This window comes from Actinoplanes sp. KI2, from assembly GCF_025630775.1.
Classification (GTDB): domain Bacteria; phylum Actinomycetota; class Actinomycetes; order Mycobacteriales; family Micromonosporaceae; genus Actinoplanes.
Genome location: NZ_JAOSZE010000010.1, coordinates 130732 through 151653, shown reverse-complemented (window position 1 = coordinate 151653; position 20922 = coordinate 130732). Strand labels below are relative to the sequence as shown.

Sequence of the window (20922 nt, the reverse complement as noted above, 5' to 3'; positions counted from 1 at the left end):
CGATCAGGTGCGCCGGGCGGTCGCGAACCGTGGCCGGCCGGCCAGATCCTGGTGGGCGGTCACCTCGGTGAATCGGCCGTCCTTGCGAAGCAGCAGGGGCACGACGTCGCCGTGCACGTCGTCGTGCTCGATGCCGAGGTGCCCGCCGGGCTTCAGCAGCCGGGCGGCCAGGGCGATCACCGGACGGATCACGTCGAGCCCGTCGGCGCCGCCGAAGACGGCCGAAAATGGGTCGTGGTCGGCCACCTCGGGCGGAACCGGGGTGCCGTCGGGGACGTAGGGCGGGTTGCAGAGCACCACGGCGACCCGGTGGGACAAATCCGACAGAAGATCCGGGTCGGTGACGTCGCCCTCGACGACCTGGACAGCCGGGTACTCAAAAGCGTTGCGCCGCAAGTACGACAGGGCCTCCGGCGACTTTTCCACGGCGTACACGGAAACGGTTTTGAGCTCCTGAGCGACCGACAGCGCGATCGCGCCGGTGCCGCTGCACAGATCGACCACGATGTCGCCCGATCGGGCATGCTCGATGCCCCAACCGGCGAGCAGCTCGGTCTCCGGGCGGGGGACGAATACGCCGTCGCCGACCGACAGTTCGAGATGGCGGAACGCGGCCGTGCCGAGCAGATGCTGCAACGGAATTCGCCGGGCGCGCGAAGCCACCAGCACCCGGAAGCGGCGTAGCTCGTCCTCGCGGATCGAGTCCACCAGCATCAGCCGGCCGCGCGGGATCTCCAGCACGTGCGCGGCCAGCAGTTCGGCGTCCACCCGGGGCGACTCGACGCCCGCCGCGGACAGTTCGGCGACCGCCTCGGCCAGCGCCGGAGCCAGGCGCGTCCGTACCGATGCTCTCCAGGGGTGTTCGTCGTCCGGGTCCACGGCATAATCATCAAACGTCACGTGCGACGCCGGCCGGCCGGGTCGGCGGATCGACGCGGGGACACGCGGTGGGAGGCGCCCGGTGAGTTGGTTGGACCAGCTCCCTGAAAACGTCGAGGAGCTGAAGCGGGCCGGGCGGCTGCAGCAGAACGGCCGCTCCGCCGAGGCTCTGCCGATTCTCGACCGTGTGCTCACCTCCGCCACCGACCCCACCACCAGGGCGTACGCGTTGGTCCTGCGCTCCGGCTCGCTGATCAACCTGGGCCGCGTCGCCGAGTTGTCGACCGCGATGACGGCCACGGCCAACGCCGTACGCGAGATCCCGGACCCCTACCTGCGTGGTCAGATGCACGCGTTCGCGGCGCTCGGCTCGCATCTGCAGGGCAACATCGACCGCAGTGTCACCCACCTCGTGCAGGCGTCCCGGGCGCTGGCCGCGGTGCAGGAGAACGACTCGGAGACCGCCTGGGGCTGGCACGACCTGGCGATGGCGTATTCGTACCTGGGCTTTCACGGCCACGCGCTGACCGCGATCGAGCAGGCCCGGCAGGTCGGCGCCGCGGTCGGGCTGGCTCCGGAGATCTTCGCGGCGCCGGGCATCCGGCTGCGCAACGCGGTCTCCCTCGATCACCAGGGCGACACCGACGGCTGCCTGCGGGTGCTGCGCGACATCGACGCCGAGCTGACCCGGTACGTAGCGATCGGCGCCGACCAGATGCGCCCGGGCAGCCGCGCCGCGTACGGCTATGCGCTGGCCCGCCGCGCGGCGCTCGGCGAGGAGACCGAGGCGGTTGCGGCCGAGTGGCTGACCGGCGGCGGCGACAGCGTGCGCACCCGCGACCTCAACCACCTCGGCCACGTCTGCCTGTCGATCGCGGCCGGCAAACCCGAGCACGCACTGACCATGCTGGACGCCGTGCCGGTCTCGCCGGAGATCCTCGGCGCGGCCGAGCCGGCCCGGTTGCGCAGCATCTGCTACGCCGCGGCCGGCGACCACGCCGCCGCGCACGCCGCCGACCGGTACGCGTTCCGCCTCGCCGCCCAGCGCATCGACCGCCTCCGGGACGGCTACCTGGACGGGGTCGCGGCCCGGCTGGACGCCCAGGAGACCCAGCGGGACGCCGGCCGGTACGGCGACGAGACGCTCACCGATCCGCTCACCGGCCTGCCCAACCGCCGCCAGCTGGAGCGGTACGTGGGCTCGATGCTGGACCGCGGCGAACGGGCCGCGATCGGCGTCTGCGACCTGATCGGCTTCACCGCGGTCAACGTGCGGCACGGCCGGCACTGCGGCGACCTGGTGCTGCAGCGGATCGCCGGCGTGCTCAACCGGGTGATGCGCCGCGGCGACTTCGTGGCCCGGTTCGCCGGTGACGAGTTCGTGGTGGTGCTGCCGGGCGCCGGCACCGCCCAGGCCGCCGAGGTGTCCCGGCGGATCACCGCCGCGACCAACGCGGAGAACTGGCAGGTGCTGGTGCCGGGCACGCCGATCAGCCTGGCGGCGGGCTGGTCCGAGGTGGGCGCCAACGGGCGTACGCTCAGCGCCGCCCTGGCGGCCGCCGCCGCCAACCGTGCCCCCACCAGATGAGCACGATCGAGCTCGGTGAGATCTCCTCGGCTCCCGACGCCGAGCCGTCCGCCGAGTTCGACCTCCGGTTGCTGCGCGAGCTCGCGCTCGCCTTCGCGCTGCTGCTCTGCCTGATCGGGGCGACCGGTTCGGCCCGGCCGGCGCCGCCCGGCGTCCGCCCACTGTGGAGTGTGCCGGCCACCGATGCCGACGGCACGACGCTCGGCCCGGACACGCTCTATCTGCACCACGGGCCGGCGCTCACCGCGTACGACCTGGCCACCGGCGCGATCCGGTGGCAGACGACGATCGCGGACATCGTCGGCTACGCCCAGCTCGCCGGCGGCCTCCTGCTGCTGCCGGCCGACCCGCAGACCGGCCACCTGGGCGACGTCTACACCCAGTTCAGCCGCTCCACCGTGGCGCTCGCCGCGGACACCGGCGCCCGGCTGTGGAGCGCGCCGGGCGAGCCGATGATCGTGGCCGGCGGCACGGTGCTGATGGCCGACTACACCGACACCGCCTCGTACGCCCGGCTGCGGTTGATCCGGCTCGACGATCAGCGCACGGTCTGGCAGCGGGACACGCCCGGGGTTCTCAGCCTCTCGTTCGCCATGGCCGGTGGCACCCCCACCGAGGTCATCACGGTGACCGACGCGGGGCAGGCCGAGGTGCTGCGATTCGCCGACGGCTCGGTGACCGCGAGCGCCCGGATCGACTGGGCCCGGCAGGCACCCGACCAGGGGCAGTTCAACGACGTTGCCGCCAGCGGCGATCACCTGATGGTGAACCGCAACGAACAGGGCCACGCCGAGCTGACCGTGTACCGGCTGGACACGCTGGCCCCGCTGTGGCGGACCGACGGCACCGACGGGTTCGCCTTTCCCTGCGGCAGCGGCATCTGCTTCAGCAACGGGCTGGGCCTGACCTCGTACGACCCGGACACCGGCCGGGTGCGGTGGCGGGTGCCGGGCGCCGGGAGCGGCTGGTCGGCCACCGCCGGCCGGGTGGTGGTCGACAAGCCGGGCGAGGTCGGCGAGCAGTACCTGATCGACGCGGAGACCGGCGCCCGGGTCGGCGTGGACAGCCCCGGCGAGACGGTCTGGACCACCGAACCGGACGAGGCGCTGCTGGTCCTCGAGCCGACCGTGTCGACGCCGCAGCGCACCTCGATCACCCGGTGGGACCTGGCCACCGGGCAGCGCGACCTGCTCGGCGCGATCGACCGGATCGTGGTGAACCGGTGCCAGGCCGTCGCGCGGTACCTCGGTTGCTACCAGAACGCCGCGTACACCATCACGGCGGTGGGCTGATGGCGGTCATCGACCTCGGCGAGGTGACCGCCGAGGAGGACGCGCCCGCGGTCCCGCTCGACCATCGTCGGCTGCTGCGGGCGGCGCTGGGCGTGCTGTCGATCGCCGGGCTGCTGGTGATCGCGGGGTCGGCGCCCGGTGACGCGGCCGGCGTCCGTTCGCTGTGGACCATCGACGACTTCCGCGGCGACGACTCGGTGGTGCTCGCCGGGCGGACCGCGTACGTCTCCCGGCCCTTCGACGGCCGGCCGCGGGTCGCCGCGTACGACCTGTCCGACGGACGGCTGCGGTGGACCACGGTGACCGGCGTGCAGATCACTACCCAGCCGCCCCGGCCGGCCGGCGACACGGTGCTCGCCCCGACCGACCCGATGCTGGCCAAGGTCGTGCTGCCCGATGGCGGCGGATACGTGTACGAGGGCCCGCAGAACACGGTCGCGCTGGACGCGGCGACCGGCCGGGAGCTCTGGCGCACCGTGGGCAACGCCATGCCGTCGGCCGGCACCGGCACCGCGCTGGTCGTCGGCGGCGGCGTGCTGCGGGTGGTCCGGCTGCGCGACGGCGGCGAGATCTGGCGCCGGGCGATGCCACCGCTGGCCGGCTGGACGCCGCTGCCCGACTATCAGCACCCCGTGGCGATCGCCACGGCCGACCAGGACGGCCTGCTGAGCGTTTTCGGGTACGCCGACGGGAAGCTGCGCGCGACCAGCAGGGTGCCGTGGGAGACCAGGACCCGCTCGGCCACGCTGATCCCGGCCGGCCGGAACCTCGCGGTGGTGCGCGACGACCCGTCCCGGCAGACCGCCACGACGGTGTATTCGGCCGACGACCTCGAGCCGCTGTGGTCGGCGAGGGATCTCAGCCCGTGCGGCGAGCTGCTCTGCTCGGTGGGGATCGACGGGGTCTCCGGCCGTGACCCGGCCACCGGCCGCGAGGTGTGGACGGTGCCGGACGCGCGGATCATGTTCCCGGTCGGCCCCGATCGCATCCTTCTCGGGGAAAATCTCATGGCGACCCGGCTACGGCTCGCCGACAGTCGCACCGGGCGGGCCCTCGGGCCGACGATCACCGGGGCACAGGCCTACACCGAGGATCCGGGCGACCGCCTCTATTTCGTTCGCCCGAGCGTCAGCGCGCCGGGCCGGCTCGTGGTCACCCGGCTCGACCTCGCCGACGGCACGCAGACCCCGCTCGGCGTGTTCGGCACGAACGGGAGCGACCGGTCGTTCTGCGTGGCGACGCGCGGCTACCTGGCCTGTCCCCGGGTGGACGGCCTGCACGTCATGGCCGTCGGCCCTTAGGCCCGGCGGCTCAGCTCCGTCTCGCCGGACAGGCGGGCCTGCCGGTCGGCCTCGGCCAGCGCGTCCAGCACCCCGTCCAGCTCGCCGCCGAGCGCCAGGTCGAGGTTGTAGGCGGTGTAGCCGATCCGGTGGTCCGTGATCCGGTTCTGCGGGAAGTTGTACGTCCGGATCCGCTCCGAGCGGTCCACCGTCCGCACCTGCGCCTTGCGCGAGTCGGCGGCCGCGGCGGCCGCCTCCTCCTGCGCGATGGCCAGCAGCCGGGACCGCAGGATGCGCAGCGCCGATTCCTTGTTCTGCAGCTGGCTCTTCTCGTTCTGGCAGCTCACCACGGTGCCGGTGGGCAGGTGGGTGATCCGCACCGCCGAGTCGGTGGTGTTGACCGACTGGCCGCCCGGGCCGGACGAGCGAAACACGTCGATCCGCAGGTCGTTCGGGTCGATCTGCACGTCGACGTCCTCGGCCTCGGGCAGCACCAGCACGCCCGCCGCCGAGGTGTGGATCCGGCCCTGCGACTCGGTGACCGGGACGCGCTGCACCCGGTGCACGCCACCCTCCCACTTGAGCCGCGACCAGACGCCGTGGCCGCCCTCGGGCACGCCCTTGGTCTTGACCGCCACCGAGATGTCCTTGACGCCGCCGAGGTCCGACTCCTGCGAGTCGATCACCTCGACCACCCAGCCGCGGCGCTCCGCGTACCGGGTGTACATGCGCAGCAGATCGCCGGCGAACAGGGCCGACTCCTGGCCGCCCTCGCCCGCCTTGATCTCGATGATCACGTCCTTGGCGTCGTTCGGGTCGCGCGGGATCAGCATCTCGCCGAGTCTCTCCTCGAGCGGCGGCAGCGTGGCGGCCACGGCCTCCACCTCGGCGCCGAACGCCGGGTCCTCGGCGGCCAGCTCCTTGGCGGCGACCAGGTCGGCGCGCGCGGCCTCCAGCTCGGCGTTGGCCGCGTAGATCGGGGCCAGCTCGGCGAAGCGACGGCCGACCCGGCGTACGAGGGCCTGGTCGGCGTGGATGGAGGGGTCCTCCATCCGCTTCTCCAGTTCCGCGTACTCCTCGAGAAGCGTGGTCAGCCGGTCGTTACTCACAGTAATGTCTCCCCACGCGAACGACGCCCGCCCCCGATCGACCGGGTGCGGGCGCCGTCGAAGCAGTTACTTCTTCTTGGCCGCGTTCACCTTGGCGTACTTGGCCTGGAACTTCGCGACCCGGCCGGCGGTGTCCAGAACGCGCTGCTTGCCGGTGTAGAACGGGTGGCAGGCGCTGCAGGTCTCGACGCGGATCTCGCCGCCCTTGGCGGTGCTGCGGGTGGTGAAGGTGCTGCCGCAGGAGCAGATGACCTCGGTGGTCGTGTACTCCGGGTGGATGCCGGACTTCATGTCTCTCGGTCCCTTTCGATGATCTGGTCGCCGGGTCGCTGTCAGCACCGCGCCGCCCCGCCAGGGCGGTGGGCTCGGGCGTGAACCGGAACCTTTTACTGGCCGATGGACCAGTCTGCCATGTGACACGGCCGCGCGAGAAATCGACGCGACTTTCCTGATCCACGGTCGATAACGTGAGCACCCCTCGCGGCATTCCCTCGATCAGGAAAGGAACGTGTCATGACGCTGCTCGCCGACGTCCTCGATCCGGCCGAACTGGCTTCCGCGGTCGAAAAAGGCCTGGTGCGCACGCAGCGTCACCCCTCGCGGCCCTTCGTGATCTACAACTACACCGAGGCGTGCCAGTACGCCGGGGCCTGGACCCCGGTGACGCTCGCCTGCCGCGGCCTGGTCGTCGACGCCGGCGGCAAGATCGTCGCGCGGCCGTTCACCAAGTTCTTCAACCACTCGGAGTCGCACGCGCCGAGCTTCGACCCGGCCGCCGCGGTCACCGTGACGGACAAGTCGGACGGGTCGCTCGGGATCATCTACCACGACGGCGACGGCCTCGCGGTGGCCACCCGGGGCTCGTTCGCCTCCGACCAGGCGCTGCACGCCACCGCCCTGCTGCGTGCCCGATATGCCGGGTTCGCCCCGCCGGCCGGGCTCACCGTGCTGGTCGAGATCATCTACCCGGGGAACCGGATCGTGGTCGACTACCAGGGCCTGGACGACCTCGTGCTGCTCGGCGCCGTGGACATCGCGACCGGCCGCACGTACGGGCCGGAGGCGGTGCCGGACTGGCCCGGGCCGGTGGTGGAGACCTTCGGGTACGCGACGTTCGCCGAAGCGCTCGCCGCGCCGCCCCGGGACGGCCGGGAGGGCCTGGTCGTCCACTTCACCGGGGCGGACGCGCGGGTGAAGATCAAGTACGCCGACTACGTACGGCTCCACCGGCTCGTCACGGGGCTCACCGCGCGTACGGTATGGGAGGTCCTGGCCAACGGCGGCGACCTGGACACGCTCATCGCGCCGCTGCCCGACGAGTTCCACGTCTGGGTGCGCGCGATCGCCGCCGAGCTCACCGCGACGGTCGACGCGCGCGCCGCCGCGATCGAGGCGGCCTACGCGGCGATCGTCGCCGGTCTGCCCGAGGGCTGGGGCCGCAAGGAGTTCGCCGCCCGGGCGGTGCGCAGCGAGCACAAGTTCGCGCTGTTCCTGCGGCTCGACGGCAAGGACTACCGTCCGGTCCTGTGGCAGCACGCCCGCCCGGCGGCCGACCAGACCATGCACGGGACCAAGGTGACCGAGGAATGACGAGACTGCTGATCACCCGCGGGCTGCCGGCGTCCGGGAAGACGACGTTCGCCCGGAAGCTGCAACCCCGGGTGGTCCGGGTCAACCGGGACGACCTGCGGCGGATGCTGCACGGCGAGCGGCTCTACACGCAGTGGGCCGAGGGGCAGGTCACGCACGCCCAGCGGGCCACCGTCGAGGCGCTGCTGCGGGCGCACGCCGACGTGATCGTGGACGACACCAACCTGCGCAACAAGACCGTCCGGGAGTGGGCCGAGCTGGCCGCCCGGCACGGCGCGCAGTTCGAGGTGCACGACTTCACCGACGTGCCGCTGGAGGAGTGCATCCGGCGGGACGTGTCGCGGCCGGAGTCGGACCGGGTCGGCGAGGAGGCGATCCGGCGGATGCATGCTCGCTACCTGGCGGGCCGCAATCTGCCGCTGCCCGTCCCGTACGTCTCCGAGATCTCGGCCAATGTCTACGAGCCGGACCCGTCGCTGCCGGCGGCCGTTCTCGTGGACATCGACGGGACGGTGGCGCTGATGGGCGACCGGTCGCCGTACGACTGGCACCGGGTCGGCTCGGACCTGCCCAACCCGGCGGTGATCACCGCGGTTCAGGCCATGCACGCGGCCGGAAACGCGATCATCTTCTGCTCCGGGCGGGACGCGGTGTGCCGGCCGGAGACCGAGGCGTGGCTCGATCTGTACGTCGGCGTCCCGTACCAGGCGTTGTTCATGCGGCCCGAGGGCGACGGCCGCAAGGACGCCGTGGTCAAGCGCGAGATCTTCGACCGGGAGATCCGCGAGAACTGGCTGATCGTCGGGGTTTTCGACGACCGCCAGCAGGTGGTACGCATGTGGCGGGCGCTCGGCCTCACCGTGTTCCAGGTTGCGGAGGGAGACTTCTGACCTTGAAGTACCCCCGCACCCACCACCTGCCCGACTCGCCCGGCGCATCCGCCGATGACAAGATTCAGCGCGATCTGTCCTGGTTGGACGGCGAGCTGGTGGTGACCGAGAAACTCGACGGCGGCAACCTGACCTACACCCGCGACGCGATGTACGGCCGCTCCCCCGACTCCGGCACGCAGCCGTGGGACCGGCCAGCGAAGGCGCTGTGGGCGATGACCGCATACCGGATCCCGGACGACTGGCGGGTGTGCGGCGAGTCGATGTGGGCGCGGCGCAGCATCGCCTACTCCGACCTCCCCGGCGTGTTCATCGTCTTCGGCATCTGGGACGAGACCGACACGCTGCTGGGCTGGGACGACACGGTCGACTGGGCGCGCCGCCTGGAACTGCCGGTGGTGCCGGTGCTGTACCGCGGCGGCAGCCTCTCCGAGGCCCGCGCCGCCTGGGCGGCTCAGCGCACGACGGAAAACTCCGAGGGCTTCGTGGTGCGCGCGGCCGGCCGCATCCCCGCCGCCGAGTTCCCGTACAAGCTCCTCAAGTGGGTACGCGCCGACCACGTCCGCACCGACGACGCCTGGCGCCACCGCGACGACTTCGCCGTCAACGAGTTCGCCTAGGACGCCTCAACTTCGGCCTGGCTGCGGAGGATGCAGAACTCGTTGCCCTCGGGGTCGGTCAGCACCACCCAGCCGGTGCCGTCCGGGCGCCGGAGGTCGTCGATCGGCTTGGCGCCGTGGTCGATCAGGCGGGCCAACTCCTCGTCCCGGGTGCCCTCGGCCGGGCGCAGGTCGAAGTGGATCCGATTCTTGCCCTGTTTGATGTCCGGCACGTCGATGAAGAGCACCTTGTGCGATCCGTCCCGCGACATGATCAGGCATTCCTCGTGCCCCGGCAGGTTCGGGTCGTCGGCATCCTCGACGTAGTCCAGCACGCCCTGCCACCACCGCGAGAGCGTGTACGCGTCGGCGCAGTCGACGGTCGTGTGCGAGATGAACGAAGTCATCACAGCATGATCTCAAATGGGGTTCGTGGCTCACGCAGAATGAAGGGCCTCGGGCCGGCGCAGCTGGGCCCCAGGCCCGGCCTCGGCGTGAGCGACGGTCCGCACCTTGCAACCAGGCACGACATGAATTTGATCTTCTTCAAGGGTGGGGATACGGACACCTCGAACCGTCGCGGGCCAGGGAGATCGCCTCGTCGTCGAGGTAGAACGCGGGGCGGAGATCCATCTCCTCGTAGTAGCGGTGAAAGACGCCGGTGAGCGAGCCGGACATCGGCGGGACGATCCAGGTCCAGTCGGCCGGGACCGAGCGGCCGGCCTTCTCCTCGTTGCGCAGGTGGGTCAGGAAGCGCTCCGACTCGGTGTGGTGGTCGGTCATCTTGACGCCGGCCCGCTCGAAGCTGAACAGCACCGCGCGGTTCAGCTCGACCAGCGCCCGGTCGCGCCACAGCGTCGACTCGCGGCTGGTGTCCAGGCCCAGCCGGGCGGCGACCGTGGGCAGCAGGTCGTACCGGTCGGCGTCGGCGAAGTTGCGGGCGCCCACCTCGGTGCCCATGTACCAGCCGTTGAACGGCGCCAGCGGATAGTGCACGCCGCCGATGGTGAGCCGCATGTTGGAGATCGCGGGGACGGCGTGCCAGCGCAGGCCGAGCTCGGTGAACCAGCCGTAGTCGGGGTGGGTGATCGGCACTTCGCGGATCGCCCGCTCGGGGAGGTCGTAGAGGCGTACGCCCTCGGCCGGGGTCTCGATCGCCAGCGGGAGCACGTCGAAGTGCTCGCCCTTGCCCCGCCAGCCGAACCCGCGCATCGCCGACGTGAACCCGATCTGCCGGGCGTCGCCGACCGTGCGGCCGTCCTCGTCGCGATATCCGGCGTAGCGGATCAGCTGCTCGTTCCACACCCGGGCGTGCGGCTGGCCCGGCTGCGCGGCGGCGAAGATGCTGATCACCGGCCGCAGCTGACCGTCGCCGGCCGTCTGCAGGTGGCGCACGAGCAGCGAGAAGATCTCGTCGGCGGTACGTGCCCGGCGCCGGTCGAGAACGAGCAGGCTCTTCCAGTACAGGCGCCCGATGCAGCGGCCCGCGTTGCGCCACGCCATCTTCGCGCCGTGCGAGAGTTCCTCGGTGGTGTGCACGTAGCTGCCGGTGGCCGCGATCTGCGCGCGGACGATCGCCAGGCGGGGCTCAACCGGCCCGAGCCGCGGGTTCTCCAGGTAACAGCGGCGCAGGAAATCCTCGGCCTCGCCGGGATCGACCGGCGCTACCGGATCCCACTGCTCGGTCGGTTGATCCCGGTACCCGGGCACGATCATCGAAGCGCCTCCCACGGTCGACCGACGTGTCCTCGGAGGTTGGCACCCCCCGGGCTCATCGACCACACACCGTGTGCGACAAAAAGGACGCAGCCCCGTCGCTGAACGGGGCTGCGTCCGGAAAAGCCGGTTTGCCGCGGTTACTCGCCCGGCGTCGACTTCGCGATCTGCATCAGGAACTCGACGTTCGTGCGGGTCTGCTTGAGCCGGTCGAGCAGCAGGTCGAGCGCCGCCGACGAGTCCAGCGAGTGCAGCACCTTGCGCAGCTTGTGGATGATCGCCAGCTCCTCCTTGCCGAGCAGGATCTCCTCCTTGCGCGTGCCGGACGGGTCGATGTCGATCGCCGGGAACACCCGCTTGTCCGCGATCTTCCGGTCGAGCTTGAGCTCGGCGTTACCCGTGCCCTTGAACTCCTCGAAGATCACCGTGTCCATCATCGAGCCGGTCTCGACCAGCGCGGTCGCGAGAATGGTGAGCGAGCCACCGTTCTCGATGTTGCGCGCCGCGCCCAGGAACCGCTTGGGTGGGTAGAGAGCGGTCGAGTCGATACCACCCGACATGATCCGGCCGGAGGCCGGCGCGGCCAGGTTGTACGACCGGCCGAGACGGGTCACCGAGTCGAGCAGCACAACCACGTCGTGGCCCAGCTCGACCAGCCGCTTGGCCCGCTCGATGGCGAGCTCGGCGACCGTGGTGTGGTCCTGCGGCGGACGGTCGAACGTGGCCGCGACGACCTCGCCCTTGACCGAGCGCTGCATGTCGGTGACCTCTTCGGGCCGCTCGTCGACCAGCACGACCATCAGGTGGCACTCGGGGTTGTTGTGGGTGATCGCGTTGGCGATCGCCTGCAGCACCATCGTCTTACCGGCCTTCGGCGGCGAGACGATCAGCGCGCGCTGACCCTTGCCGATCGGCATGACCAGGTCGATGACCCGGGTGGTCAGGATGTGCGGCTCGGTCTCCAGCCGCAGGCGCTCCTGCGGGTAGAGCGGGGTGAGCTTGTAGAACTCGGGGCGGCGCCGGGCCTCCTCGGGCTCCATCCCGTTGATGGTGTCCAGCCGGACCAGCGGGTTGTACTTGTCCCGCCGGTTGTCGCTGCCGCCGTCGCGCGGGGTGGCCCGCACGGCACCGGTCACCGCGTCGCCGCGGCGCAGGCCGTACTTCTTGACCTGGGACATCGAGACGTAGACGTCGTTCGGCCCGGAGAGGTAGCCGGTGGTGCGCACGAACGCGTAGTTGTCCAGCACGTCGAGGATGCCGGCCACCGGGACCAGCACGTCGTCCTCGCTGACGTGCGGCTCGCGGCCGCCGCCCTCGCGCTGACCGTCCCGCTGGCCGCCGCCGTCGCCGTCCCGGTCGCGGCCCCGACGCCGGTCCCGGAAGCGGCTGCGGCGGCTGCGCCGGCCGCCATCGCCCGAGTCGTTGTCGTCGTCGTCGTGACTCTGGTCACTGTTGCGCGGACCGCGGTCGTCCCGCTGGCCGCGATCGTCCCGCTGGTTACGGTCGTCCCGCTGGTTACGGTCGTCGCGCTGACCGCCGTCCCGCTGGCCCTGGTTGCGCTGCCGGTCGCGGTTGCGGTCGCCCCGCTCCGGGCGCTCGGTGCGCTCGCCGGCCTCCGGCTGCGCGGCGGGCTGAGCCACCGGCTGCTCGGCGACGGGCGCGCCCTCGGTCGGCGCCGCGTCGCGGCGGACCCGCTCGCGGTTGCGACGGCTGCCACCCTCGGCGACCGGCGCGGACTCCGGCTGCACGGCGGTCGGCGCGGTGACGACCGGCGCGGCGGCGGAGGCCGCCGCCTTCTCGGCGATCGGCGCGGCCGTCGCGACCTCGCTGGCGCGCGGGCGCGGCGCGGCCTCGGCCGCCGACGCGCCACCGCTCTGCCGCTCGGTAATCGCGGTGATCAGTTCGCCCTTGCGCATCCGGGCGGTGCCCGAAATGCCGAGAGAAGCGGCGAGGCTCTGCAGCTCGGGCAGCAGCATCGCGGACAGCCCGGTGCCGCCTCGGCGGCGCTTCGCGGCGGTCGCGGTGGTGCCGGCGCCGTCAGCGACGTCAGAAACACCCGACGTCACGTCGGTGGTGTCGCTCAATGGATTCCTTCCGTCGGAAAAAGCCCGAGGCGCCCGGTCTGCAGCCTGGTGGCCGGGTGACTCGGATCCCGCTTCGCCGAAGCGACGCGGGTGGTTGTTGCAGCACGGCAGCTCGACGGTTTCCCTGCCCGTCTCACATTGACGGGTAGGTCTCGGCGAGTGCAGCGATCTGGGAGACTGCTGCTCGGCGTGTGCCTTGCTGAGAATTGAGACGACCTGCTGAGGTCTTAAAGTCTCGTGGGGGTGCGCGCCGAACCGCAAAAGATCGCTTGCTTCGCGGCTGTGCTTGGTCTTGAGCGTAGTCAACTCATGCGACCTGCGGCAACAGGGCCCCGCTAGGCGAGTACCACCATACTCCCTTTGACAAGTGCACCGCGCGCATCCACGCGCAACGTCTCGGCGTGCCATTCCGCGCCGGGGTAGAAGTCGGCCGGGACCTCGGACAATGCCAGGACGGTCGGTCCTGCGCCGCTCACCACGGCGGCGACGCCCACCGATCGCAGCGAGGCGACGAGCGACGCGGTGCCCGGCATCGCCTCCGCGCGGTAGCCCTGATGCAGCCGATCCGCGGTGGCCGGAAAGAGCAGCGCCGGGTCGGCGGTGATCGCATGGGTCAGCAGCGCGGCGCGCCCGGCGTTGAAGGATGCATCGCGGTGCGGCACCGCGTGCGGGAGCGCAGCGCGCGCCGAGGCGGTGAACCCACGCTCCGCGGGCACAAAAACCTTGGGGTGTACGCGTTCGTGCACCCCCAGCCGCACGGCCCGCGCGCCCGCCCCCTCGGTCCAGGCGATGGTGAACCCGCCGAGCAGGCAGGGCGCGACATTGTCCGGGTGGCCCTCGAGCCGTGCGGCGATGCGCAGCGCGTCCTGGTCGCCGATCAGCCGCATGCCGTCCTTGACCAGCCCGCGGGCCAGCTGGACGCCGCCGACGATGGCCGCCGACGAGGAGCCCAGCCCGCGCGCCTGCGGAATCCGGTTCACGCAGGTCACGGCCAGGCCGGGCGGGCGCTCGCCGAGCTCGTCGAAGGTCGCCAGCATGGCCCGGACAACCAGGTGCTCCTCGTCCCCGGGCAGCTCACCCGCACCCTCGCCGGTCACCGTGACGGTGCAGCCACCGTCGGTGACCGCGGCCTCGAGATCGTCGTAGAGGCTCAGCGCGAGGCCCAGGGCGTCGAATCCGGGGCCGAGGTTGGCGCTGGTGGCCGGCGTGCGCACGGTGACCGGGTCGGTCGCGAAGGTCAGGCCCATCGGCACATGCTAAGCGTTGATCATTCGGGCGCCGGGCTCAGTCCCGGCCCGCCGCGTCGACGGGCTCCTCGGTCAGGGTCAGCTTGCGGGTGGCGATGCGCCAGCCGATCGCGTACGTGAGGGTGACCAGCCCGCAGCCGGCCAGGATCACCCGGGGGTCCACCCGGTCGACGAACGCGGTAGCGACGAGCTGACTGACCGTGATGGCCAGGGTGGCCAGCATCAGGTCGGTGGCGAAGACCCGGCCGCGCAGCTGGTCGGGCACCTCGCCCTGCAGGGCGTAGTTGGAGAGGGTCCAGTTGGTGCCACCGGCGAAGTGCGCGGCGAAGACCAGCACGAGCACCAGAGCGAACCACGGCGTCACCGAGATCGCCAGGTAGCCCGCGCCGTACAGCGCCATCGACAGCGCCAGGCTCGGCAGCAGCCAGCCGCGGTGGTTCAGCACCGGACGCAGCGCGAACGGACCGACCAGCGCGCCCAGGCCGCGCACCGCGAACAGCAGGCCGGCGCCGAGCGCGCCGACGCCGTACGACTGGGCGATGAGCGGAAAGACGATCAGCACGCCGTTGCCGAGGCCGGCCGCCGACTTGACCGTGACCAACGCCCGGATCCGCGGCCGGGCGCCGATGTAGCACAGCGCCTCGAGCAGCGCGTGCCAGGTCTGCGCGGCCACCTCACCGTCGGCCCGGGCGGCCTGCAACGGGCGGCGGACCGAGGCGTTCAGCGCCGCGGCGGTCAGCAGCAGGGCGGCGGTGACCGCGAAGCTCCAGTACGGGCCGGCGGCCTCGCCCATCACGCCGCCCAGCGACGCGCCGACGATGGTCATGGTGCCCCAGGCCGAGCCGGAGATCGCGTTGGCGGCCGGCAGGTCGGCCGGGTCGACGACGTTGGGCAGCGCGGCCGAGGCGGCCGGCGTGTAGAAGGCCTTCGCCACCGACATCGCGCCGATGGCGACCAGGGCCAGCGGAGCGGTGGCCGCGGAGCGAACGGCGAACAGCAGCAGCGCCGCCAGGAACGCGCAGACGTTGGCGGTTACCAGAATCTTGCGGCGGTCGAACCGGTCGGCGATCGTGCCGGTGAACGGCAGCAGCAACGCGCTGATCCCGGTGTCGGCGGCGAGCACCAGCCCGCCCCAGACGCCGCTGCCGGTCAGCTTCGGCAGCAGGACGAGCAACGGCACCATGACGAACCAGTCGGCCCCGAAGACGACCAGTTCGGCCCCGAGCAGGCGACGGAAGTCCCGGTTACGGCCGACGACCGCGAATGTTGCTGGCACGTGAGGAAATCTTACCAACGGGCGAGGCCGGCCCGGCTGGGCCGGCCTCGCCGTCGATCACTCCGCCTGGTTCGGGCGCTTCGAGACCTTCAGCACCTCGAACTGGTCGGTATAGCCGCGCAGCGCGGCGTTGGGCTGGGCCGGCGCCTCGTGCGCGCCGCCGCTGGAGTCGGGCGCCACGGCGACCGGGATGTCCGCGCCCGGGTCGTCGGCCGCGTGCTTGGGCATCTCGACCGGAAGGCCCTTGGCCGCCCGCCGCGCGGCCCGCTTGGCCCGCCGCTTCTCCTTCCGGTTCTCCACCATGGTGTAGAGGGTCGGCACCAGCACCAGGGTCAGCAGCGTCGAGCTGACCAGTCCGCCGATGACCACAATGGCCAGCGGCTGGGAGATGAAGCCGCCCTCGCCGGTGAGGCCGAGCGCCATCGGCAGCAGCGCGAAGATGGTCGCGATCGCGGTCATCAGGATCGGCCGCAGCCGGTGCCGGCCACCCTCGATCACCGCCTCCTGCACGCCCATGCCCTGCGCCCGGTAGTGGTTGATCAGATCCATCAGCACGATCGCGTTGGTGACCACGATGCCGACGAGCATCAGCACGCCGATCAGCGAGGGCACGCCGAGCGCGGTGCCGGTGAGCAGCAGCAGCACGATCGCGCCGGTCGCCGCGAACGGGATCGAGACCAGCAGGATGATCGGCTGGATCAGGCTGCGGAACGTCGCCACCATGATGATGAAGACGATCGCGATGGCCGCCAGCACGGCGAGACCCAGCTGCTTGAAGGCGTCCGCTTGGTCCTGGCTCACGCCGCCGACCGTGTACGAGGCGCCGGCCGGCAGGGTGAGCGCCGACAGGTTCTTCTTCAGCTCCTTCGTGGCGGCGCCGACGTCCGAACCGGTGGCGGTGCCGTTGACCGTGGCGCTGCGGTTGCCGTCGATCCGGGTGACCTTCTCCGGGCCGGCCACCTGGTTGATGTCGGCCACCTGGTCGAGCCGGACCACGCCGCGCGGGGTGACGACCGGCATGGCCTTCAGCGCGGCCGGGTCGGCCGGGGCGGTGCCGTAGGACACGACCACGTTCTGGCTGGCGCCGTCGACCGTGATCTGCCCGGCCGGGGCCGACCGGAAGACGCCGGCCACGGTCTGCGCGATCTGCGCCTCGGTGATCCCGTACTGGGCGGCGACGTCGCGCTTCACCTTGACGTCCAGGCGCGGGACGCTGGCCGCCAGCGTGGTGGTCACGTCGGCGACGCCCTTGGTCGACGCCATCGCCTGCTGCACCTGCTGGGTGGCCTGCTGCAGCACGTCCTGGTCGGCGGCCCGCACGTCGACCGAGAGCCCGCTGCCGCCCAGGCCGGAGTTGGCGTCGCCGAAGGTCACCTCGCCGATGCCGCTCATCGAGTCGAGCTTGGCGCGCAGCTTGTCGGTGACCACCTCGGCGTCGGCGTCCTCGGCGAGCCCGACCTGGTAGCTCGCCTGGCTGGCGCCGGAGCTGCCGACGAACGGGTTGAAGGTGCCGTTGCCGACGGTGACCTGATAGGTCCGCACGTCCTTGTCGCCGGCGAGCACCGCCTCGACCTGCTTGGCCGCGTCATTGGTGGCGGCGAGGCTGGTGCCGACCGGCAGCTCCTGGGTGAACCTGATCGCGTCCTGCCCCGACTGGTCGAGGAAGTTGGTCTTCAGGAACGGGGCCAGGGAGAGGGTGCCGATCAGGACGGCCACGCCGATGGCTACCGTGATCCAGCGCCGCGTGGTGGCGAACCGGATCACCGGGAGGTAGGCGCGCTGCAGCGGGTTGCGCCGCTCCTTCTCCTCGGCAGCCTGGCGGACGGCCTCGGTGTCGGAGCCGGGCGGAGGTGGCTTGAGGAACCAGTACGCGAGCACCGGGATCACCGTGAGCGCCACGAACAGCGACGCCAGCAGGGCGACCGTGACGGTGATCGCGAACGACGAGAAGATCTGCCCGATCAGGCCGCCGACCAGGGCGATCGGCAGGAACACCGCGACCGTGGTCAGGGTCGAGGCGGTGACCGCGCCGGCCACCTCCCGGACGGCCGTGATGATCGCGTGGCCCTTTTCCTCGCCGTACTCCAAATGTCTCTTGATGTTTTCCAGCACGACGATCGAGTCGTCGACGACACGGCCGATGGCGATCGTCAGCGCGCCCAGGGTGAGCAGGTTGAGGGTGTAGTCGCCGATCCACAACGCGATCAGCGCGATCAGCACGGACAGCGGGATGGAGACGGCGGTGACCAGCGTCGAGCGCACCGACATCAGGAAGACCAGGATGACGATGACGGCCATCAGGAGGCCGAGCAGGCCCTCGGTGGTCAGGTTCTTGATCGACCGCTCGACGTAGGGCGCCTGGTCGGTGACCACGGTGAGCTTGGCGCCGGTGTCCTGCTCGAGCTTGTCGAGCTTGCTGCGGACCTCCTTGGAGATCTGCACGGGGTTCCCGGTCGGCTTCGCGGTGACCTGGATGCCGAGGCTGTCGACCCCGTCGGTCCGGGTGTACGAGGTCGCCGCCGGCAGCTTGCTCTCCACCGCGGCGACGTCGCCGAGCTTGACCGGACCCTTGCTGCCGGTGAGGTACAGGCCCTTGAGGTCGTCCACCGAGGTGATCGGGTTGCCGACCTGGACGTTCAGCGACTTGTCCCCCTCGGTGACCGCGCCGGCCGGCACCGAGACGCCGTTGGCCTGCAGCACCGTGGCGATCGACTGGGGTTTGACCCCGGCCGCGGCGAGCTTCGCGAAGTCGGGCGTGATGACGACCTGCTTGGCGCGGGCGCCGGTCACCTGGGTGTCCCGGACTCCCTCGATCGCGTTGAGCTCGGGCACCACGGTCTGGTTGAGCTTCGCGAGCAGGTCACTCTCGTCGGCGCCACCGGACGCGGCCAGCACGATCGCCGGGATGTCGTCGGTGCTGCCCGCGATGATTTGCGGCTCGACGTTCTGCGGCAGGGTCGGCTGGATCCGGTTGATCGCGGTGGTCAACTGGTTGACCGCCTGGTCGAGGTCGGTGCCGTAGTCGAACGTCACGGTGACCGTGGCCGACCCCTCGGACGTGGTCGAGCTGACGCTCTCGATGCCGTCGACGCCCTTGACCGCGTTCTCGATCGGCTCGGTGACCTGGTCCTGGATGAGCTCGGGACTGGCGCCGGGCAGAGTCGCGCCGACGAACGCGGCGGGGAACTCGATCGACGGGAACAGCTGCTGCTTGAGCGAAGGGATGGCGAAGATCCCGAAGCCGGAGATCACCAGCGCGATCAGGGCTACGAGTCCCCGGTTGGCGAGACTGAGCCGGGTCAGGTATGACATGGGCACTCCCCCGGTAAAAGTTCGGCCTGTGTGAATAGTTTGCCTGACGCGAACAAATGGTTTTCCACCGGGGTGCGGTAGCGTCCGGCCATCAGCGCGTTACAGCAGAAGGGTTGGCGTTGACCGGGAACGAACAGCTCATCGCGGACATTATGGGCGCCCAGGAGCGGCTCCAGCAGATCTTCGGGTACGACCGCTCCGATCCGCTGTTCTCGTCCCACCTGACGTTGTCGCAATTCAAGATCCTCATGCTGCTCGCCCGGCACGGCAATGTATCGGGCGGCGAGCTGGCGCGGATGCTCGGTGTCGGGCTGGCTGCGCTCAGCGGCATGATCGATCGACTCGTGCAGCAGGACCTGGTGACCCGCACCGAGGACCAGCGCGATCGGCGGGTACGCCGGATCGGGCTCACGAGGAAGGGCGGCGAACTCATCGCCAGCATCTTCAACGCCGGGGAGGCGAGAATGCGCGCGATCCTCAGCCGGCTCTCAGCCGAGGAGCTGGACGCGGTCGCCCGGGCGTCGCTGCTGCTGGTGAAGGCCGCCGAGGAGGAGTCCGGAGAGTCAGGCCAGGCCTAGCTCACGGGCCGCGACCAGCACGTCGTTCTGGATCGTGGTCGGGGACGGCGCGGTCGAGATGGCCCACTCCGGGTCCTTGAGGCCGTGACCGGTCACCGTGCAGACCACGGTCGCGCCGGCCGGCACCCGGCCCGCCTCGGCCTGCTGCAGCAGGCCGGCCACGCTGGCCGCGCTCGCCAGCTCGACGAAGACGCCGACCTCGCGGGCGAGCAGCCGGTACGCCGTGAGGATCTCGCGGTCGGTGACCGCCTCGATCAGGCCGCCGGACGCGTCCCGGGCGTCCAGCGCCTTGGTCCAGCTGGCCGGGTTGCCGATCCGGATCGCGGTGGCGATCGTCGACGGTTCGGGGACGACCTGGCCGTTCACGATCGGGGCGGCGCCGGAGGCCTGGAAGCCGTACATCTTCGGCAGCTTGGTGGCGTTGCCGGCCGCGCTGTCCTCGAGGTAACCCATCCAGTACGCCGAGATGTTGCCGGCGTTGCCGACCGGGAGGCAGTGGATGTCGGGGGCGTCGCCGAGCGCCTCGACGATCTCGAAGGACGCGGTCTTCTGCCCGTGCAGGCGGAAAATGTTCACCGAGTTGACCAGCGCGACGGGGAAGTCCTGGGAGAGCTTGGCGGCGAGCGCGAGGCAGTCGTCGAAGTTGCCGTTGACCTGCAGCAGCTTGGCGCCGTGCACGAGCGCCTGGGCCAGCTTGCCCAGCGCGATCTTGCCCTGCGGGACGAGCACGGCGCAGGTCAGGCCGGCCCGGGCCGCGTACGCGGCGGCGGACGCGCTGGTGTTGCCGGTGGAGGCGCAGATGATCGCCTTCGAGCCGTCCTCGACCGCCTTGGACACGGCCATGGTCATGCCGCGGTCCTTGAACGAGCCGGTCGGGTTGGCGCCCTCGACCTTGAGGTAGACGTCGGCGCCGACCCGCTGGGACAGCACCGGCGCGGGCACCAGCGGCGTGTTGCCCTCGTGCAGCGTGACCACCGGGGTGGCGTCGGTGACCGGCAGGCGGTCCCGATAGCGCTCGATCAATCCCCGATACATGGTCGACTCCTCCGTTATTGGGTGGCGGCACCCAGGGTGCCCCAGGGCACCGAATCTTGGGACCGAAAGTCCATTACTCGGGACGGTGGCTGACCGCCTCGACGTTGTTGCCGTCCGGGTCGCGAACGAACGCGCCGTAGTAGTTCTCGTGGTATTCGTCGTGGATCCGCGGCTCGTGCAGCACCTCGGCGCCGTTCGCCACGGCCGCCTGGAAGAACGCGTCCACCTGGGCGCGCGAGGCGGCCGCGAACGCGATGTGCGACTCGCGGAAGCCGTCGCCCTCGCTGAGCTCGCTGATCCAGAAGTCGGCGTGGCCGCCCGTGCCGTAGCCGATGGCGACCTTGAAGTCCATCAGCCGGCTGCCGCCCAGCGGGGCGAGCACCGCGTCGTAGAAGGCCGCGCTCGCGGCCAGGTCGGCACATTGGAACCCCACGTGGTCGAGCACGG

The 20922-nt window shown here is 71.1% G+C and carries 18 protein-coding genes; 7 read left to right on the top strand and 11 right to left on the bottom strand.

Annotated features, from left to right (window positions below):
* Window positions 1-3: 3 nt before the first annotated feature.
* Entirely contained in the window at window positions 4-879 is an 876-nt protein-coding gene (gene prmC, locus ODJ79_RS12835; protein ID WP_411267308.1) for a peptide chain release factor N(5)-glutamine methyltransferase, read from the bottom strand.
* An 82-nt stretch (window positions 880-961) separates the two neighbouring features.
* Here prmC and ODJ79_RS12830 point away from each other — a divergent pair, with 82 nt between their 5' ends.
* Genes ODJ79_RS12830 through ODJ79_RS12820 form a run of 3 tightly spaced genes read left to right on the top strand, consistent with a single transcriptional unit; the run spans window position 962 to window position 5060 of the window.
* Window positions 962-2467 (top strand): sensor domain-containing diguanylate cyclase, encoded by a 1506-nt coding sequence (locus ODJ79_RS12830; RefSeq protein WP_263023612.1) that lies wholly within the window; start codon window positions 962-964, stop codon window positions 2465-2467.
* Window positions 2464-3759 carry a PQQ-like beta-propeller repeat protein gene (locus ODJ79_RS12825; protein ID WP_263023611.1) on the top strand — a complete coding sequence of 432 codons (1296 nt, stop codon included), beginning with the start codon at window positions 2464-2466 and terminating at the stop codon, window positions 3757-3759. Before ODJ79_RS12830 ends, ODJ79_RS12825 begins: the two co-directional genes overlap by 4 nt.
* On the top strand, window positions 3759-5060 hold the full coding sequence (locus ODJ79_RS12820) for a PQQ-binding-like beta-propeller repeat protein (protein ID WP_263023610.1): 1302 nt from the start codon (window positions 3759-3761) through the stop codon (window positions 5058-5060). Before ODJ79_RS12825 ends, ODJ79_RS12820 begins: the two co-directional genes overlap by 1 nt.
* Here ODJ79_RS12820 and prfA read toward each other — a convergent pair.
* Window positions 5057-6148 (bottom strand): peptide chain release factor 1, encoded by a 1092-nt coding sequence (gene prfA / locus ODJ79_RS12815; RefSeq protein ID WP_263023609.1) that lies wholly within the window; start codon window positions 6146-6148, stop codon window positions 5057-5059. The two genes, ODJ79_RS12820 and prfA, sit on opposite strands and share 4 nt — an antisense overlap.
* Before the next feature lie 66 nt (window positions 6149-6214).
* A complete protein-coding gene (rpmE, locus tag ODJ79_RS12810) occupies window positions 6215-6439 on the bottom strand; it encodes a 50S ribosomal protein L31 (RefSeq protein WP_133874661.1) in 225 nt (74 codons plus the stop codon).
* 222 nt (window positions 6440-6661) lie between these two features.
* Between rpmE and ODJ79_RS12805 the strand changes: the two genes are divergently transcribed.
* The 3 genes from ODJ79_RS12805 to ODJ79_RS12795 are packed head-to-tail and all read left to right on the top strand — an operon-like array spanning window position 6662 to window position 9248.
* A complete protein-coding gene (locus ODJ79_RS12805; RefSeq protein ID WP_263023608.1) occupies window positions 6662-7738 on the top strand; it encodes an RNA ligase in 1077 nt (358 codons plus the stop codon).
* Window positions 7735-8628 carry an AAA family ATPase gene (locus tag ODJ79_RS12800; RefSeq protein WP_263023607.1) on the top strand — a complete coding sequence of 298 codons (894 nt, stop codon included), beginning with the start codon at window positions 7735-7737 and terminating at the stop codon, window positions 8626-8628. The genes ODJ79_RS12805 and ODJ79_RS12800 overlap by 4 nt, the downstream gene beginning before the upstream one ends.
* A gap of 2 nt (window positions 8629-8630) precedes the next feature.
* Window positions 8631-9248, top strand: coding sequence for an RNA ligase family protein (locus ODJ79_RS12795; RefSeq protein WP_263023606.1), 618 nt, complete (start codon window positions 8631-8633; stop codon window positions 9246-9248).
* On the opposite strand, the gene ODJ79_RS12790 is transcribed toward ODJ79_RS12795, so the two are convergent.
* The 6 genes from ODJ79_RS12790 to ODJ79_RS12765 all read right to left on the bottom strand — a co-directional run bounded on the left by ODJ79_RS12790 (window position 9245) and on the right by ODJ79_RS12765 (window position 18862).
* A complete protein-coding gene (locus tag ODJ79_RS12790) occupies window positions 9245-9634 on the bottom strand; it encodes a VOC family protein (RefSeq protein WP_263023605.1) in 390 nt (129 codons plus the stop codon). The genes ODJ79_RS12795 and ODJ79_RS12790 overlap by 4 nt on opposite strands.
* 139 nt (window positions 9635-9773) lie before the next feature.
* Window positions 9774-10943: a nitric oxide synthase oxygenase gene (locus ODJ79_RS12785; RefSeq protein ID WP_263023604.1), complete on the bottom strand. Its 1170-nt coding sequence runs from the start codon at window positions 10941-10943 to the stop codon at window positions 9774-9776.
* A gap of 140 nt (window positions 10944-11083) precedes the next feature.
* Window positions 11084-13027, bottom strand: a complete 1944-nt coding sequence (gene rho / locus ODJ79_RS12780) for a transcription termination factor Rho (protein WP_263023603.1) — start codon at window positions 13025-13027, stop codon at window positions 11084-11086.
* A gap of 335 nt (window positions 13028-13362) precedes the next feature.
* A complete protein-coding gene (thrB, locus tag ODJ79_RS12775) occupies window positions 13363-14274 on the bottom strand; it encodes a homoserine kinase (RefSeq protein ID WP_263023602.1) in 912 nt (303 codons plus the stop codon).
* 37 nt (window positions 14275-14311) lie between these two features.
* A complete protein-coding gene (locus ODJ79_RS12770; protein ID WP_263023601.1) occupies window positions 14312-15550 on the bottom strand; it encodes an MFS transporter in 1239 nt (412 codons plus the stop codon).
* 57 nt (window positions 15551-15607) lie between these two features.
* Window positions 15608-18862, bottom strand: coding sequence for an efflux RND transporter permease subunit (locus tag ODJ79_RS12765; RefSeq protein ID WP_263023600.1), 3255 nt, complete (start codon window positions 18860-18862; stop codon window positions 15608-15610).
* A gap of 119 nt (window positions 18863-18981) precedes the next feature.
* On the opposite strand from ODJ79_RS12765, the gene ODJ79_RS12760 reads away from it, so the two are divergent.
* Window positions 18982-19440, top strand: coding sequence for a MarR family transcriptional regulator (locus ODJ79_RS12760; protein ID WP_263023599.1), 459 nt, complete (start codon window positions 18982-18984; stop codon window positions 19438-19440).
* On the opposite strand, the gene thrC is transcribed toward ODJ79_RS12760, so the two are convergent.
* The gene (gene thrC / locus ODJ79_RS12755; RefSeq protein WP_263023598.1) at window positions 19426-20475 is read right to left on the bottom strand and encodes a threonine synthase; all 1050 of its coding nucleotides are present in this window, start codon (window positions 20473-20475) and stop codon (window positions 19426-19428) included. The two genes, ODJ79_RS12760 and thrC, sit on opposite strands and share 15 nt — an antisense overlap.
* A 73-nt stretch (window positions 20476-20548) precedes the next feature.
* Window positions 20549-20920, bottom strand: a complete 372-nt coding sequence (locus ODJ79_RS12750) for a VOC family protein (RefSeq protein ID WP_263023597.1) — start codon at window positions 20918-20920, stop codon at window positions 20549-20551.
* Window positions 20921-20922 lie beyond the last annotated feature (2 nt).

Excerpts from the sequence above, each read along its gene's own strand:
- ODJ79_RS12785 (WP_263023604.1), bottom strand. The coding sequence starts at position 10,943 with ATGATCGTGCCCGGGTACCGGGATCAACCGACCGAGCAGTGGGATCCG.
- thrC (WP_263023598.1), bottom strand. The coding sequence starts at position 20,475 with ATGTATCGGGGATTGATCGAGCGCTATCGGGACCGCCTGCCGGTCACC.
- ODJ79_RS12825 (WP_263023611.1), top strand. The coding sequence starts at position 2,464 with ATGAGCACGATCGAGCTCGGTGAGATCTCCTCGGCTCCCGACGCCGAG.
- ODJ79_RS12820 (WP_263023610.1), top strand. The coding sequence starts at position 3,759 with ATGGCGGTCATCGACCTCGGCGAGGTGACCGCCGAGGAGGACGCGCCC.
- ODJ79_RS12765 (WP_263023600.1), bottom strand. The coding sequence starts at position 18,862 with ATGTCATACCTGACCCGGCTCAGTCTCGCCAACCGGGGACTCGTAGCC.
- thrB (WP_263023602.1), bottom strand. The coding sequence starts at position 14,274 with ATGGGCCTGACCTTCGCGACCGACCCGGTCACCGTGCGCACGCCGGCC.
- rpmE (WP_133874661.1), bottom strand. The coding sequence starts at position 6,439 with ATGAAGTCCGGCATCCACCCGGAGTACACGACCACCGAGGTCATCTGC.
- ODJ79_RS12790 (WP_263023605.1), bottom strand. The coding sequence starts at position 9,634 with ATGACTTCGTTCATCTCGCACACGACCGTCGACTGCGCCGACGCGTAC.
- ODJ79_RS12800 (WP_263023607.1), top strand. The coding sequence starts at position 7,735 with ATGACGAGACTGCTGATCACCCGCGGGCTGCCGGCGTCCGGGAAGACG.
- ODJ79_RS12805 (WP_263023608.1), top strand. The coding sequence starts at position 6,662 with ATGACGCTGCTCGCCGACGTCCTCGATCCGGCCGAACTGGCTTCCGCG.